This window comes from Halomonas sp. Ps84H-12, assembly GCF_024124725.1.
Taxonomy (GTDB): Bacteria; Pseudomonadota; Gammaproteobacteria; order Pseudomonadales; family Halomonadaceae; genus Vreelandella; species Vreelandella aquamarina.
Window position 1 is genome coordinate 1 of record NZ_JAMXSJ010000015.1, and the last position, 16,236, is coordinate 16,236.

At 61.4% G+C, this 16,236-nt stretch carries 13 protein-coding genes and 2 pseudogenes; 4 read left to right on the plus strand and 11 right to left on the minus strand.

Annotated features, from left to right (window positions below):
* Positions 1–200 precede the first annotated feature (200 nt).
* The 11 genes and pseudogenes from NH344_RS08965 to NH344_RS09015 all read right to left on the minus strand — a co-directional run.
* Positions 201–443 (minus strand): annotated as a pseudogene (locus NH344_RS08965) (MBL fold metallo-hydrolase); the annotation flags it as partial.
* Between the two features lie 63 nt (positions 444–506).
* Entirely contained in the window at positions 507–908 is a 402-nt protein-coding gene (locus NH344_RS08970; protein ID WP_253027801.1) for a type II toxin-antitoxin system death-on-curing family toxin, read from the minus strand.
* A 449-nt stretch (positions 909–1,357) separates the two neighbouring features.
* Complete coding sequence (locus NH344_RS08975; RefSeq protein WP_044628906.1) at positions 1,358–1,657, minus strand: CcdB family protein; 300 nt, start codon at positions 1,655–1,657, stop codon at positions 1,358–1,360.
* A pseudogene (locus tag NH344_RS08980) lies at positions 1,657–1,902 on the minus strand (type II toxin-antitoxin system CcdA family antitoxin). The gene NH344_RS08975 and the pseudogene NH344_RS08980 overlap by 1 nt, the downstream one beginning before the upstream one ends.
* Before the next feature lie 223 nt (positions 1,903–2,125).
* Positions 2,126–2,422: a hypothetical protein gene (locus NH344_RS08985; RefSeq protein WP_044628907.1), complete on the minus strand. Its 297-nt coding sequence runs from the start codon at positions 2,420–2,422 to the stop codon at positions 2,126–2,128.
* 258 nt (positions 2,423–2,680) lie between these two features.
* Positions 2,681–3,547: a hypothetical protein gene (locus tag NH344_RS08990; protein WP_044628908.1), complete on the minus strand. Its 867-nt coding sequence runs from the start codon at positions 3,545–3,547 to the stop codon at positions 2,681–2,683.
* Positions 3,544–4,821, minus strand: coding sequence for a hypothetical protein (locus NH344_RS08995; protein WP_253027802.1), 1,278 nt, complete (start codon positions 4,819–4,821; stop codon positions 3,544–3,546). The genes NH344_RS08990 and NH344_RS08995 overlap by 4 nt, the downstream gene beginning before the upstream one ends.
* Entirely contained in the window at positions 4,818–5,447 is a 630-nt protein-coding gene (locus tag NH344_RS09000) for a hypothetical protein (RefSeq protein ID WP_058579897.1), read from the minus strand. The genes NH344_RS08995 and NH344_RS09000 overlap by 4 nt, the downstream gene beginning before the upstream one ends.
* Positions 5,444–9,103: an ATP-binding protein gene (locus NH344_RS09005; protein ID WP_253027803.1), complete on the minus strand. Its 3,660-nt coding sequence runs from the start codon at positions 9,101–9,103 to the stop codon at positions 5,444–5,446. The genes NH344_RS09000 and NH344_RS09005 overlap by 4 nt, the downstream gene beginning before the upstream one ends.
* A 103-nt stretch (positions 9,104–9,206) precedes the next feature.
* Complete coding sequence (locus tag NH344_RS09010; RefSeq protein WP_058579895.1) at positions 9,207–10,229, minus strand: histone deacetylase family protein; 1,023 nt, start codon at positions 10,227–10,229, stop codon at positions 9,207–9,209.
* Entirely contained in the window at positions 10,226–10,918 is a 693-nt protein-coding gene (locus NH344_RS09015) for a GntR family transcriptional regulator (RefSeq protein WP_058579894.1), read from the minus strand. The genes NH344_RS09010 and NH344_RS09015 overlap by 4 nt, the downstream gene beginning before the upstream one ends.
* A gap of 211 nt (positions 10,919–11,129) precedes the next feature.
* Between NH344_RS09015 and NH344_RS09020 the strand changes: the two genes are divergently transcribed.
* The 4 genes from NH344_RS09020 (at position 11,130) to NH344_RS09035 (ending at position 16,225) form a co-directional block, all read left to right on the plus strand.
* Positions 11,130–12,686 carry an ABC transporter substrate-binding protein gene (locus tag NH344_RS09020; protein WP_058579893.1) on the plus strand — a complete coding sequence of 519 codons (1,557 nt, stop codon included), beginning with the start codon at positions 11,130–11,132 and terminating at the stop codon, positions 12,684–12,686.
* A 90-nt stretch (positions 12,687–12,776) separates the two neighbouring features.
* A complete protein-coding gene (locus tag NH344_RS09025; protein ID WP_253027804.1) occupies positions 12,777–13,754 on the plus strand; it encodes an ABC transporter permease in 978 nt (325 codons plus the stop codon).
* Positions 13,751–14,584: an ABC transporter permease gene (locus tag NH344_RS09030; RefSeq protein ID WP_058579887.1), complete on the plus strand. Its 834-nt coding sequence runs from the start codon at positions 13,751–13,753 to the stop codon at positions 14,582–14,584. Before NH344_RS09025 ends, NH344_RS09030 begins: the two co-directional genes overlap by 4 nt.
* A gap of 9 nt (positions 14,585–14,593) precedes the next feature.
* The gene (locus tag NH344_RS09035) at positions 14,594–16,225 is read left to right on the plus strand and encodes an ABC transporter ATP-binding protein (RefSeq protein ID WP_058579886.1); all 1,632 of its coding nucleotides are present in this window, start codon (positions 14,594–14,596) and stop codon (positions 16,223–16,225) included.
* Positions 16,226–16,236 lie beyond the last annotated feature (11 nt).

Consider the following 16,236-nt stretch of genomic DNA (forward strand, 5'->3'; position numbering starts at 1 on the left):
TCACGGCTTGGAGAGTAGAATTGCTCATGGCGTATCCGTCCTATGTTGGTTGTGATCTGGCGAGATCAATCAACAGGATACGCCACCCTCTCTACTGCCCTCCATACACAAGAACTGAGCTTAACTCGGAAATCAGCGCGGCGAACAGCACGCGGGTTTCTCTTAGGGCTGAGACCATTTCAAGAGGGGCGTAGGCCATCGCCCATCCCCGCACTCGCCAGTATGCCCGGCAGCCCATAGCAGTGGTCGCCGTGTACGTGGGTAATCAAGATGGCCTTCAGCGAATGAAACGACAGCTTGGTGTGCAACACCTGATGCTGAGTGCCCTCCCCGCAATCGATCAGGTACCAACCCTTGCCTTTGCTTTCACGTAAAGCGACGCCAGAGACGTTTCTTGTTTTGGTTGGGACTCCGGCGGAGGTGCCGAGGAAGAGTAGGTTCATGGTGTTGCTCAGGTAGGTAGCGGTGACGCATATCGTCCACTTGAGGACGAGTGGGTACCATTATTATGGTTTATTATCTTGCTCTGCGGCATATTGAGCGTAAAGCAAATCAGCAAAATCTGACTCATCAATGGCTCCGATCACCAGATCTTTGACTGCGTCAGCAAATAACTCATTATCAGCAGTAAGCTCAAAATCATTAAGAGACAAATATTCCAAGCCAACTGCTAAACCAGTGCGCTTGTTTGCATCAGGCAAAGAGTGGGAAAGAGCAATGGAAGCTACATATTTTGCCGCAATCTCGAAAACATCATCCAGGCCAGAATATGCAATAGCATTGCCTACTCTGCCTAAAGCGCCTTGAAGCTTTTTTATATCGGCAGCTCCCTTCATTCCTGGCTCATGCTCCAGGATGAAGACATTTATCTCCACAACACGCTCGAAAGGAAAGTAAATAAGGTTCATCACATATCAGCTAGCTTTTTGAAAGTCTGCTTATGCGTTCTGAGGACCAATTTCGTTTCAGACTTGACGATCTGCTGCCCAGACTCACCAGAGAGGTCAAGCTGCTTGCTAGCAACAATTCTGGGACGTTTAACAGCCTTAACGCCATACACTTCAATCTTTGTGTTCATGAGCACCTCTGAGCAATTGATTCAGATTATACACCTGGCCCCGCATAAAAAAAGCGACGCCCTACCCTGCACCCGCTCTGCGCTGCCGCTTTGAAATCCCAGACGCGTCACAGCGTCATCACAGCCCATGACGCACCACAGAACCGCAGAAAGGGGATGAGCGCACTGGTCAGAATGCGCGGCTTTGGAATGGAGGCGCAACCGCAATGAAAAAGGTGTCGCATGACTGGCTTTGTTAGGACACTTCGGCACGCCGCTGAAAATTAAGACTTTCTTGCATCAAAAGCCCAAAAACAGCATGTCCAACGCTGCAGAGATTTCGTCCTGCTGCTCAGCAAGGTTACCAACACAAGAACGCAATTCGCCCTTGGGTACAGCCGCCATGTATTGAGTGGCTATGACGAAATCCTGACCTTCAATACTAAAGACAGGATTCAGCCGCTGGGCTGGGGACGGCGCAGAAGATTGGGGCAACAGAGGCACGACAACCCGGGTGTTCAAGCCGCCGAGAAGGTCTGATTGAACGTCCAGCAGATAGCCGCCCCCACCCTCATTGTCGACGATATCGAAGCGGGCCATCAGAATTGACGGTGCCGCGCGAGAGGCAAACCGTTAGCTTCAACGTATGCGTTCGAGCTTGCCAGAGCTTTGGCATTCTCTTTTAGCCACTTCTCCTATTTATGCCGTTTCACAGCCTCCGCGATCCCCGCCTCTGCGGACCGTGAGACATTGATACCCAGAGCTTTTGCCTCTTTCAGAAGCGCACTATCTAGCGATAGGTTCGTTGGCTTTCGGAGAGGTTTCGTCACTTCAGGAGCAGGCATGGCTCAGTCCTCGCGGGGAATGATGTGCCTAAAATATGCGCATGCTACTTGCACATCAATCCTGAGCGACGGTAAGACTTTTCGCGCTATAGACTCCATGATTCAGCGGCATAACGCGAAGCTAAGCGGTGCCCTGACAAGGGCATCCGGTGGACGGCCGTCAGGCCGGGAACGTACTTGAGCGACTGGTTAGCACTGCTCAACTAAATACCTGTGACCCAAATCAAAATGGTATTCCGTTCTCATCTTCTGTTTCACTTGATTCCGTAGACGGCTCAGAACCAAAAAGATCGTCTTCAATCGGCATCAGCTCCCATAGCTCGTTCTGGTGGAGCCATACCGGATCAGCATTCTCCTCAATGAACTGGTCTACAGGCATGCCATCCATGGTTGGTGGCCGCTTTATTCTGGCTTGCTTACCGTTCATAAAGACCCACTGGTACTTCCTTTGCCGATCTGCTTGCGCGGCTTTCTTTGCACTCTTTTGGGCCGGAGTGAGCTGTTTCTTAACTTTTGCCATAGCTAAACTTTTTGGTGCTAACTGTGCTTATACGGAACGCTGTATAACCCCAATAAACGCGCGCGCTCATTCATTGAGGTTATGTAGCCTGCTCCATTGACTCTATCCCAGTGATTCGCCTGAAAGCAAAGGAAAAATAGGCAGCACAGTCCAAGTCCAAAGTTGCATGCTGGCGCGTTTTGCTTTCCCCCCTGCGTACCGCAAGAAAAGCACTGCACGGTTGATTCTCTCAGCCAACCCCAGCCAAGAAGCAATCCGCTAACCAACCCCCACCGCCACCAATTCCCCCTCAAACCACTGCTGTTTGAGGCCGCGCTGTTTTTCCAGCAGCGTGAGGTAGGGCCTGAGCGGGTGTTGGGGTGGTAGGCTGACGTGGAGTTGACGCAGCCGCCGTTGGTAGGGGAGCTGCCCGGCGGGCTGGTGCAGGGGGGTGGCGTATTGGCTGAGCCACGCCATATCGGGGAGCAGCAGGTGCGTGGCGCCGCTGTCCAGCGCGAGGGTCACGCCCTTGGCGTCGAAGTCGCCTGCGTAGAGGTGCGGCCTGCGGGTTTTGCGCCATACCTCGGCCAGATGGGCGAAGCCGCCGCCGTAGTGGCTGTCGCCTCGGTAGGCGATGAGCGGCTGGGCGTAGCCGCTGAGGGCGCTGATGTTCGGGTTGAAAGTGTAGAAGCTGTCGAGGTTTTCCACCTGTACCAGCGCGCCGAAGGCTCCTAGCGTGAGGTGGCGAACGTCCACGTCGCGACTGCAGCGCGGCTCGCTTGCAAGCCCTGGGGTAGGTTGCGGCGGCAGGCTGAGCAGTATGCGCCAGGCGCGGGGGCTTTCGCGGGTGGCTTTGTCTTCCTCCATGCCCTCCTTCGCTTGGGCGCTGCTGGTTAGGCCGCTGAGCGAGCAGCCTAGCGGTGCTAGGCGGGCGCTATCTAACACGTCGTTGATCTGCGCCAGCAAGGCGGTGTCAAAGCGCAGCGCTTTACTGTTGATTCGTGTGGCCAGGTCAATATCGTGCTGGCGGCACCAGGCCACTACGTCGTCTACCCACTGGCGGCGGGGCTTCTCCACCGTGGGCTGGCGGAGTAGTTCGCGGGCGACGCCGTTAAGGCCGTTGCGTGCGCGGCTGGGCAGGTTCATACCGCCACCGCCAGGGCCACATCGTGAATCAGCCGCAGGTCATTAAAGGCGCTGGCCTTGCTCTCCTCTTGCTGCAGGCGGAAGGCCTGCTGTTCGCTGCGCGGCAGCCCTTGGTACTCGGCGATTACCTGGAACAGCCAGATTTCATCTGCCCACTCTAGGCCGCTCTGTTGTAGGTAGGCCAGGGCGCTGACCGGTTCGGCGGGCGGCTGGTCGAGCACCGCGAGGTAGAAGTGTTCGACGTCCAGCTTGAGCGCCTGCTGGCGGGCGGCGGCCAGGCTCTCTTCGGCGGGTTGAACGGGGTTGGCGACCGCGACGTTTTGTGCGGCGTGGCGTGGGGCGGGCAGCTCGTGCAACAGCTCGGCCAAAACGCGGGTATCCAGGGCGTGGTCCAGCGCGGGGGCGGCGGCGGGGTTGAGCGGTGCGGCGCGGTTGAACAGCGCGGGCACCTCGCTGCGCTGGGCGTAGTTGCCGGGCACGAAGCCCGGGTGTTCGCGCATGAAGGCGGCCATGCCGGTCATCAGGCGGCTGCGGGCCTGCTGCTTGCGGAAGCGGGCCATGAGTTCGATCAGCCGCCGCTGCACTTCCCGCAGGCTGGTGTAGTGGTGGCTCAGGCGGTTCTGGAGCTGGCTGATGAGCAGCTTGCGCAGGCTGCCGTCGCTGCCCACCAGGGCGATCAGCTCGTCGAAGTCGATCAGCGCGAGGCCATCGAGCAGGCGCACGATCTGCTTCTGGGCGCGGTCGTTCTCGCGGATCTTGTCGTTGAGCTGGCTGACGAAGCCGAAATCGCTGTTGAGCCGCTGCCACAGGCTGTCGATGGCGTCGGCAAAGCGGCCGTTGAGGTCGTCTACCTCCTGGCGCAGGCGCAGTAGCTGCTGCTCCTGGCGCCAGTGTTCGCCCTTGCTGCGGGCTTCCCGGTAGCTGTCTACCTGGGTGCGAATCAGCTCCAGGGTTTCGGCCACGTCGGCATTGACGTGGCGGCGGGTCTCGTCGGCGAGCATTTCGGCGATCAGGTCGCGCACCTTGGGCGAGAGTTTGACGCCACTCTGCTCGTCGGGCCGCCACAGCACCCTGGCGGCCAGCAGCTTGCGCAGCGCGCCGTCGCTCAGGCCTTCCAGCGGTACGTCGTCGCGGGTGTAGGCCTGCATCAGCCGTTCGGCGTGCTTGCCCAGCAGCGCCAGGCGTTCCGCGCCGGTCTTGAGCAGGCGGCTCTCCAGCTCGCCCACGCCACTGCCCGCCCCATTGCCTAAAGCACTGCCCTCACGCCGACTCACAGCAGGGCCTCCTGCGTGCCGGAGTCCTCGTCGGCATCGATGGGCAGGTTCTCTTCGTCGCGGATGAAGCGCACCACATCCACCAGGTAGTCCATCTTGCCGGTCACCACGAACACTTGGCGTTCGCTGTGGGGCTGCATCAGGTAGCCGTGCTCTTTCAGCCGTTTGAAGATCTGCTTCACCTGGGCATCCAGCTGGTCGCTCTGGGAGCCAAAGAAGCTGTCCGTGGCCAGCCGCTCCAGGCGCTCGCGCAGGCTCTGGTTGTCTTCGCACTTGGCGCTGAATTCGGCGGGCTTGAGCACGTCGCCAGGGGCGGCCAGGGCGTCGCGGCCCAGCGCTTCCTGCACCAGTTGCAGCCACTCCAGCATGGGCAGCAGGCTGTTGAGCGTATCGGCGAGCTGGCGAGAGAGCTGCTCCCGGGCGGTGTCGTTGAGCTGCCGCCAAGCCAGGAAGTAGACGCTGGCATCCTCGTTGCTGGCCAGCCGCCGGTTGAGCGGGCGCAGGTAGGCGTCGATGGCCTCGCGGGTCTCTTCGTTGGCCAGGTGGCGGTAGGCGTTCTCTTCACTGACGGCGCAGATGAAGTCGCCGGCCAGCAGGCGTTCGAGCAGGGGGCCGTGTTCGATCATGCGCTCACCTCCTGTTGGCGCTGCTTGATTTTCTGCGCCAGCGCGCTGAGACGCGGCTCGATACGCTTGAGCTGACGCTGTTGCTGGGCGTCCCGTTCGATGAGGTAGCGGTTGGCGAACAGCAGCAGTACGTCGGATTCCGGGTTGGGGAAGGCCCCGACGATATGAATGCGGTTGCTGTCGCAGGCATCGAACAGTTTTTCGACGTTGTGGTAGGCCAGGGTGCCGATCTCGTCGATGGGCCAGTGGATGGCGATCTGCGCATCGCCCCGCAGCAGGCGGGTAAACGCCAGCAGGAATTTGCACAGAATCAGATACGCCATGCCGTGGCTGGAGGACTCCAGCAACTGGCGGTCGTTCTTGATCACCAGGTCCGTGCCGCCTTCGTTCAGGTGCAGCTCCAGGCGCAGCAGGCTTTCGAAGCTGTACTGCTGGTCGCTGCGCAGCAAATCGACCACGTCGGCCAGGGCGTTGAGGTAGTCGTCGCTGGGCAGCGTTTGGCCGGACTCCCGCCACGCCTTGTAGCGCTGGGCGAACAGCTTGAGCGGTTCCCAGAAGCCCAGCTCGTCGATGGTGGATTGAATGCGCACTTCCGCCTTGGTGATGCCTTCCAGGCGCAGGTCGTCGGCGACCTCCTCCGAAAGCCGACGGCTCTGGGCGCTGATGCGCCGGTTCAGGTCGCGGAAGACGATGAAGAACTTGTCCAGGTCGTCACTGAGGTTGCGGCCCTCCTGAATCAGCTGCTGCTGTTGGTCTTCCAGCAGTTTGAGCATGCCGCGCAGCAGCGGCAGCAGTAGCCGGGGGCTGTCGCTGGGCAGCTTGTCGCGCTCGCTTTGCAGGGCATCGGCAAAGCCGCTGCTGGCGTCCTTGATCAGTTGGCTCTCGACGTCCAGGCAGCCTCGGCGCAGTTGCTCCAGCTGCTGGTGGCGGCTGGCCAAGGCCTGGCGGGTGCGCTCGATGCGTTCGTCCACATCGCCCAGGCTGGCTTCCAGCGGCGCGCCTTCGGCCACCAGCTCCAGGCTCTCCAGCTGGTTGAGCAGCGGTGTCAGGGCTTCCAGGGTGCCACGGGCGCTGTCGCGCTGGGCCTTCAGACCGTTCACCGCCTGCTGGTGGGCCTCTCTGGCGGCGTGGAAGGCGTTTTTCAGATGCGCTTTGTCGCGCTTGAGCTGCTGGTCGCGCTGGGCCAGCTCGGCCTCTTCCGCTACCAGCTGGGGTTTGTGCTGGCCCCACTCGATGCGCATGAAGCGCTGGTACTCGGCCAGCTCCTCCTGGCGGGCGGCGGTTTTGCGAATGCGCTCGTTCTGCGCTTCCAGGCGAGTTCGGGTGGCCTTGAGCTGGGCGGGGTCGACGCCCTGCTCGGCCAGCTCCTGGCTGAAGGCCTCTTCCAGCTCGGCGCGCTGGCGCTGGTGTTCGGCGTTGGCATCGCTGAGCTGCTGTTTGTAGGTGCGTAGCTGGGCATCGAGGCTATCGAGCTGGCTTTGGGCATCGGCCTTGAGTTCCAGCAGTTGGCCTTGATGGGTTTCGGCCAGCTCGGCCAGGGCGTCGCGCTTCTCGTCGCGCAGCTCGGTTTGGGCCTGCTCCTGGCGGGCCAGGGCGGCTTCGATGTGGGCACGGCGGGCTTTCTGGCTTTCCGCGTGGCGGGCCTGCTGCTGGCGGCGCGCTTCCAGGGCGTACTCCACCTCCTGCTCGGCGCGCTGGTGGGCCAGGCGGGCGGTGTCCTGGGCGTCATCGGCCTGCTGTACCCGCTCGTTGTGCTGCTTGAGGGTCTTTTCAGCGGCGGTGCAGGCGGTGTGGGCACGGGCCTTGGCGCTCTCGGCTTCCTCGATGGCGGCCAGTAGGCTGGCTTCGTCCTGGGCATAGTCGGGCAGCGCGATGGCGGAAAGATCCAGCGTCAGGCCGAACAGGTCGTCGCTGGCGTTGTCGGCCAGTTGGGGGGCGAGGTCGCGGCGCTCCAGCAGTTCCGGGGCGATCACCTTGCCAAGCTGCTGTTCCCAGCCGGGGCGGTGGTAGCGCAGGAAGTGGCGCAGGCTGCCCTGTTCGGGGGTCTGCTGCTGGTAAAGGGTGTAGCAGTGCTGCTCGGCGCGCTCCCGCTGCTGGCGGCACTGCACGAGATGCTGCTCAGCGATGTCGCGCTCGCGCTTGTGGGCTTCCAGCTCGCGGCGCAGCGCTTCCAGGGTGGCCCCGGCCGCGCTGCGGGCCTGCTGGGCGTCGTCCAGCCGCGCCTGGACCAGCTCAGCCTCCTGGGCTTCTTCGCGGGTTTGGCTGGGCATGGCCAGCTGGGCCTTCAGCTCGGCCAGTTGCTCGACGCCTAGCTCCAGCTGGGCCTGATACTCGCTCTCCAGCCGCTGGCGGGCCTGCTGGTAGCGCTCGTTATGCTGCTGCTCGGTTTGCCACTGCTGCTCGCGGCGCTCGGCTTTCTCCTCCACCAGCGCGTCGATCAGTTCCTGGCTCTCCTGGGTCTGGCGGGCAAGGTTTTCCGAGAGTTCGCGCAGTCGGCCATCCAGGCGCGCCTGGCTTTCCTTTACTGCGTCCTGCATCACTTGCAGGTGTTGCTGCAGCTGGTCGCGCTGCTCGCGCCACTGGGGCAGCGCGTTGATGTCCCGCTCCAGGCCGGGCATGTCGGCATCGGCGTACTGCTCGAAGCGGGTTTGCAGGTCGTTGAGGCGATGCTGGGTGTGCTGCAGCTGGCTTGCCACTTCGCTGTGCTGGTCGTTGAGCGCATCCCGCCGTTCACTGTAGGCCTGCTCTTCGGCCTGAAACTCCCGCTGGTGGCGGTTGAGCTCGCCTTCCAGGTCGGCGACCTGCCGCTGGGCCTGTTCGCGGTCGGCGGCCAGCTGGGGTTTGAGTTGCCACAGGGTAGTGTCGAGCTCGGCCAGCTCACGGTCGATACCGGAGAGTTTGGCCAACGCGGCCTGCAGCGGCTCCAGGCGCATAGATTGGCGCATCTGGTGAATCCACTCGCGGGCCTTGGCACTACGAATGCGAGTAACCGGCAGCTCGACACCGTCCTCTTCGAAAATCGCCGCCAGCATGGTCTTGAGGGTGTCCATCTTGCCCTCTTTGGCGTGCACCGCCGAGACCAGCTTTTCGATATGGCGAATGCGCCGCTCGGGATTGACCAGGCTGAACTGGGCGGCGATCTGGCGCAGCTTCAGGCCATCGCGGCTGTTGCCGTGGAGCTGGGTAAAGTCGTTCTGGATCACCGAGCGGAACTCGGAGGTGGCCCCCAGCTTGGGTGACACCGGCGTGCCGCTGCGGCGCAGCCCGCTGGCCCACTGGATGTAGTCCAGCGCCAGCGGGCCCTGCTCGGTCTCGACCAGGTAGTCTTCCGGGCGGTAAGGCGCGCCGACGAAGCGATACTCCACGCCGCCTTCCTGCTTGCGGGTCAGCACCGCCTGGCACACGTTGCCTGCTTCGCGGCGGTATTCGTATACCAGGTAGCTGTTGCGATGGGGCAAATAGAACGCATCGAATTTCATGCGGGTTTTCGGCACCACCTTGTTGGGCAGCTCGCCGTAAAACACCGGCACCAGCCGCTGGAGCGTGGTTTTACCCGACGCGTTGGTGCCGCAAATATTGGTGTGGCCGTCCACACTGAGTTCGACCACGCCGCTCAGGTGGCCGTGAATCATCACGATGCGTAGCAGATGCGCCATGCCGTGTCCTTGATCGTTTAACGTCCGAAAACGCTATCTTGCCAGACACCTCCAGCGCTTGTCTTACTCTTCTCGGTGAAGCGGCTGGAATGTGGCAGTACGATCAGCGGCGCATCAGCAATCCTTCAAAAAAGCTCACCGCGTTGGCTTCCAGCCCTTCCAGGTAGTAGCCGCCTTCCTGTACCACCAGGGTGGGCACGTTCAGCTCTGCTACCCGTCGGCCAAGTTCCGCAAACCCGGCGGTAGAGACGGCCACTTTGGCTTGAGGATCGCGCTCGTAAATATCGAATCCTAGCGCCAGCACCAGCGCGTCGGGCTCAAATAGACGGATGGCCTGGCAAGCGTCCGCCAAGCGCTCGAAGAACACCGCTTCTTTTGATCCGTGCGGCATGGGCAGGTTGAGGTTGTAACCCAGCCCGGCGCCTTCCCCGCGCTCCTCCTCGAAGCCGGAGACCCCCGGGTAGAAGTTGGTGGTATCACCATGGATGGAGATATAGAGCACATCGTCGCGCTGGTAGAAAATGTTTTGAATGCCCTGGCCGTGGTGCATGTCCGGGTCGAGCACGACGATGCGTGGAAACCGCGAGGTAAGATGTTGTGCTGCAATGGCGGCGTTATTGAGAAAGCAGAAACCACCCGCGGAATCGATGCTCGCGTGGTGACCCGGCGGGCGAGACAAGGCATAGGCGAAAGGCTCTCCGGCCAGTAACGCCTTGGCACCCGCTACGGCACTTTGCGCCGACCAGTACGCCGAGTGCCAGGTGTGCTGCCCCACCGGCGCGCTGCCATCGGCCAGGTAGCGCGCCGCTTCGGCCAGAATGCCGCGCAGTGCGTTGGGCGAACGCACGAAGATATTGGAGATCACCTCCTCCCCCCAATCCTCGCCCATCGCCTGCCAGCGCCGATGGGCGCTTTCCAGAAAACGCAGATAGGGCAGCGAGTGCACGGCCCTGATCGGCCCCGCGCCGTGATCCGCAGGACTCCGAATATCAAAGCCCAGCCGCTTGGCAGCGGCCAGCAAGTGCATGGCGCGTTCGGGCACTTCCTGGGGCGTGCGCATTTTGCCACGGGAGAAGTAGGTCTGCGGATGATGAAGCGCCTGGTCCGCGTGAAAGAACGTCTTCATGGTAAGGGGACTCCGCTGTCGCTCACCCCTTTCACCACGAAATCGCGGGCGACGCCGATGTGGTAATCGATGGCATCGCGGCACGTGGCCGCCTGGCCACTGGCTAGGGCATCCAGCAGCTTGAAATGACTGGTGGCGATGGTGTCGGGGGCTTCGTGGGTCTTGGTGATGAGCGTGATACAGAGCCGCAGCTCGTGGGTCAGGTTATCGAAGGCACGCAGCAGCCGCTCGTTGCCTGCGCAGTGCAACATGAGGCGGTGAAACTGCAGGTCTTCCTCGATACGGCGCGTCCCGTCGTTACTGGCGGCCGCCTCGCACAACACCTCTACTTGTTGCTTCAACGCGCGCTCAGCCTCGGCGCTGTAACGTTCGGCCAAACGCTGGATGGCGTGCCGCTCCAAGCACAGCCGCAGATCGAAGACGTCTTCCAGTTCAACGGCATTCAACGCCCGGACGAAAAACCCCCGCCGCGGTTTCGATATCAGCAGGCCGCGACTCTCCAGCAAACGTGCTGCTTCACGCACAGGTGCACGACTCACGCCCAGGTCCTTGGAAAGCTGGACTTCTGACAGGCGCTCGCCGGGTAAAAAGTGCTGCTGAATAATCGCTTGCGTTAAGTAATCGGCCACCTGCTCGACAAGGTTATGCTGCTGAATGTAGGTATTGGGTGCTGCTAGCGGAGGGGCCATAAAGTGCACTCTCGATCATTCATATACTGCTCAGTATGGCAAAAATGGGCTCTTTGTCGACGGCCGATTGACGACTGTCGACAGTTTAACCAAGCACTGCTATGGTCAAAGAGGACCCCAATAAACATCACAATCGGTCTCTACCGTCACGCCTCGCTCGCCTAACGACGACGTAAACACATTACGTGCTAATAACCGAGGAGCAGGAAACATGAAGACACCACTGGCTTTGGCCATTACCGCTGCAGCGCTTGCCCTTTCCACCGCCGCCACGGCACAAGAGCCCCAATCGGGCGGCACCATCGATACGATCATTCAGCCTGAGCCGCCGGGCCTGGTGCTGGGCATGATTCAAAACGCCCCTACCCGCACCGTCGCGGGCAATATCTATGAGGGGCTACTGCGTTACACCACGGATTTAGAACCCATGCCGCAGTTGGCCGAGTCGTGGGAGGTCAGTGACGATGGGCGAACTTACACGTTTCATCTTCGAGAAGACGTGACCTGGCACGACGGTGAACCCTTCACCGCCGATGACGTAGTGTTCTCCGCCAATGTTTTCCACCGTGAGTTGAATCCCAGCGCGCGGGCCGTGTTACAGCATGTGGAAAGCATCGAGGCCACCGACGACCACGCGGTGGTGTTCACACTGACGGAGCCGTTTGGGCCTTTCCTGATCTCGTTCGAGGCGGGCACATTCACCATGGTGCCCGAGCACCTCTACGCGGGCACCGACTTCCGTAATAACGAGCATAACGACCACCCGATTGGCACGGGCCCGTTCAAGTTTGCCAACTGGGAGCGCGGCACCGTCATCGAGCTGGTCAAAAATGACGACTACTACGAAGAGGGGCTGCCCTATCTGGATGGCGTCAACTGGCACGTGATTCCCGATGGCGGCTCCCGCGCGGTGGCGTTCGAAAACGGTACCATCGACGTCTTGCCCAGCGGCACCGTGGAAAACTTCGATATTCCGCGTCTGTCGGCCATGGATAACGTCTGTATGACCGAAGAGGGCAACGAATACTTCAGCCCCTTCGCCATGCTGTGGATGAATAACCGTGAAGGCCCGACCGCCGACAAACGCTTCCGCCAAGCGGTCATGTACGCCATGGATCGCGAGTTTGCCAAGGACGTGCTGTGGAACGGCCTGGGGAACGTACCGCTCTCAGCGTTTGGCTCTAACGCGCGTTTCCAACACGACGACCTGGAGCCCTACGATCACAACCCTGAGCGTGCCCGCGAGCTGCTCGACGAAATGGGCTACGACGGTGAAGAGATCACCATTTTACCGCTGCCCTACGGTGAGACCTGGACCCGCTGGGCCGAAGCCGTGCAGCAAAACCTGCGTGAAGTGGGTATCAACGTCAGCACCCAAGCCACCGACGTGGGCGGCTGGAACCAGCGCCTGGGCGATTGGGATTACGACCTGGCCTTTACCTACCTTTATCAGTATGGCGACCCGGCACTGGGGATTTCACGCACTTACCTGTCCGACAACATCGCCAAGGGCTCGCCCTGGAATAACGTCGAAGGCTATGAGAACGAGCGCGTCGACGAACTTTTCAACGCGGCCGCCACCGCCTTCCCCGATGAAGAGCGTGAAGCGCTCTACCTCGAAGTTCAGGAAATTTTACATGAGGACGTCCCGGTCGGCTGGTTGATGGAGCTGGGGTTTCCGACGCTGTACCGCTGTGATGTGAAAAACCTCGTCACTTCTGGCGTGGGGGTTAACGACGGCTTTAAAGATGCTTGGTTAGATCGCTAGGCCAGGCTACCCAGGTAGCGCGAGCTGCCTGGGTTTTTTTAGCTATCGCTCGTTAGCTATGTCTCGAAGGTATCCGTCAGGAAACGACTTATGGTTTATGCGCGCCTCGTTCTGATGCGGCTGTTCAAAGCCGTGATTGTGCTGTTTCTCATCGTCATTTTTAACTTTTTACTGATTCAAATGGCCCCCGGGGACCCGGCCGCCATTCTGGCGGGCGAAGCCGGTGCCGCCGACCAGGAGTTTCTCGACCAGCTGCGCGAGCGCTTCGGGCTCGACCAGCCGATGTACGTGCAGCTGTGGCGCTATGTGTCGGGTATCGCCATGCTCGATTTCGGCTACTCCTACCGGCTGGGCGTGCCGGTGTTCGATCTGATCATGGATCGCTTACCTGCCACCCTACTGCTGACCGGCACCGCCTTCGTACTCTCGCTGGTGTTGGGCATCGTGGCCGGCTCCATGGCGGCTGCCCGCGTCAAGAAACCGTCCGGCTCGCTGATCATGGCGTTAGCGCTGGTGTTCTACGCCACACCGCTGTTTTGGGTGGCGCTGATGTCGGTGGTGGTGTTCTCGGTTTACTTGGGCTGGCTGCCCGCCTACGGGCTGTATACCGTGGGCGCGGGCCACACAGGGTTTGCGCTGGTGCTCGATGTGGCTAAGCACTTGGTGCTCCCCGCCACCACGCTGGCGCTATTTTTCATGGCGATTTATACCCGTATGACGCGCACCTCCATGCTGGATGCCGCCCAGCAGGATTATGTCAAAACGGCGCGAGCCAAAGGGCTCAAGCCGGGCATCATTCAGCGCCGCCACGTGCTGCGTAACGCCCTACTGCCCATCATTACGCTGGCGGGCCTGCAGGCCGGGCAAATGGTAGGCGGGGCGATCCTGACCGAAACCGTGTTTGCCTGGCCCGGTATCGGCCGCCTGATGTTCGAAGCGCTTCAGCAGCGGGACTACAACCTGCTGCTGGGCATTTTCTTCTTCTCGGCGGCGCTGGTCATCGTCTTCAACATCATCACCGACGTGGTGTATCGCTTGGCCGATCCGCGTATCAAGGGGGCGTCATGAGCTTTTTCGCACGCTTTGCGCAGAACCGTGGGGCCCTCGTGGGGCTGGTCATTCTGCTGCTGATGATTGCCATGGCGGTGCTGGCCCCCGTGCTGTTTCCTGAATCGCCCTGGCGCATGGTACAGCGGCCTTTTTTGCCGCCGTTCTCCCAAGAGGGCTTTTTGCTGGGCACCGACACCATGGGCCGTAACGTGGCGGCGGGCCTGATGCACGGCGCATGGGTGTCGCTATTGATCGGGCTGGTATCCACCTGCGTTGCACTGTTGATTGGTGTGCCCCTGGGGGCCATTGCCGGTTACTACGGAGGCTTGGTCGATGACGCGTTGATGCGCTTTACCGAGTTCTTCCAGACGATTCCCAACTTTGCCCTGGCCATCGTGCTGGTGGCGATCATGCAGCCCAGCGTCACCTCGATCGTCCTGGCGATTGCGATTGTCAGCTGGCCGCCGGTGGCGCGCTTGGTGCGCGCGGAGTTCATGTCGCTGCGCAACCGCGAGTATGTCGAAGCCGCCCGCTTGGTGGGCCAGTCCAATAGCACGATCATCCTGCGCCAGATTCTGCCCAACACATTATCGCCGATTATCGTGCTGGCCTCGCTGATGGTGGCCACCGCGATCCTACTGGAGTCGGCGCTGTCGTTTCTCGGTTTGGGCGACCCCAACGTGATGTCCTGGGGCTACATGATTGGGGCGGCGCGCACGGTCATTCGTCAGGCGTGGTGGCTAAGCTTCTTCCCCGGTTTGGCCATCCTCCTGACGGTGCTCGCGCTCAACCTGGTGGGCGAAGGGCTCGACGACGCCCTTAACCCGAAACTTTCCCGCGAACGCTAGGAGCTCGCCATGACGGATGTCACTACAGAAACGGTTCTCAGCATTCGCGAACTGAGCATTGCCCTCCCAAAAGGGGCCGACCGCGCACTCGCGGTCGAGGGCGTGAGCTACGAGGTCATGCGCGGTGAAATCATGTGCGTGGTGGGTGAATCGGGCTCTGGAAAATCGATGGCGGCGAACGCCATCATGGGCCTGCTGCCCAAAGGCGTGAACGCCACTCAGGGCGAAGTGCTGTTCGAAGGGCAGGACCTGCTCACTATGACGGAAAAGCAGCACCGCACCCTGCGCGGGTTGAAAATCGGTATGATTTTCCAAGAACCGATGACCGCCCTGAACCCGCTAATGCGCGTCGGCGCACAGATTGCCGAAGTATTCGAAGCCCACGGTCAGCTTACCCCCAAGGAGCGCCAGGCCCGCGCACTGGAACTACTCATCGAAGTCGGTATTCCGCAGCCGGAGAAAGCCATTCGCGCCTACCCGTTCGAGCTTTCCGGCGGCCAGCGCCAGCGAGTGATGATCGCCATGGCGCTGGCGCTGGAGCCCACGCTGCTGATTGCCGATGAGCCCACCACGGCGCTGGATGTCACCACCCAGGCGCAGATTCTGGCGCTGATTCGCGACCTGCAGCAGCGGCGCGGCATGGCCGTTATGTTCATCACCCACGACTTTGGCGTGGTGGCCGAGATTGCCAGCCGCGTGTGTGTGATGCGCCACGGCAAGATCGTCGAGTTGGGCGACGCCCGCTCGGTGCTGGAGAACCCTCAAGACGCCTACACCCAGGCGCTGATTGCGGCCATTCCCAGTAATGCGGTACCGCCCCACCGCGACACCGATCAGGTCGCGCCGCTGCTGGAAATCAAGGGGCTGCAAAAAGTGTTCCGCTCGCGAGGCGGCTGGTTCAAGCCTGCCCGCGAGGTGCATGCGCTGAATGACGTATCGCTCACGCTCGCCCGGGGGGAAACCGTGGGCATCGTGGGGGAATCCGGCTCGGGGAAATCGACTCTGGGCCGCTGCGTGGTGCGCCTGGAGCATCCGGATAGCGGCGAACTGCTGTTGGACGGCGTCAACCTCTCGCAGCTAAAAGGCGACGCGCTGCGCCGCGAACGCCACCGGGTGCAGATGATCTTCCAAGACCCCTACGCCTCGCTCAATCCGCGTACCAAGGTGGGCATGGCGATTGCCCAAGGGCCGATTGCCAACGGCACGCCAAAGGCCGCCGCACTGAAACGGGCGGGCGAGTTGCTCGATATGGTGGGCCTGGGCGCCAGCGCCGTGGAGCGCTACCCCCACGAATTTTCCGGCGGCCAGCGCCAGCGAATCGGCATCGCCCGAGCGCTGGCGCTCGACCCGGAACTGATCGTCGCCGACGAAGCCGTCTCCGCCCTCGACGTCTCCATTCAAGCCCAGGTGCTGGAGCTGCTGGAGGAACTGAAACAGCGCCTGTCGCTTTCGCTGCTGTTCATCACCCACGACCTGCGCGTCGCTGCGCAGCTGTGTGACCGCATCGTGGTGATGCAACACGGCCGTATCATCGAGCAGGGCAGCGCCGAGCAGATTTTTCTCGCCCCGCGTGAGGCGTATACCCAAGACCTGCTCGACGCCATTCCAGGCCGCGAAGCGCCCGTAGCCGCCACCGCGTGATTGACGAAATG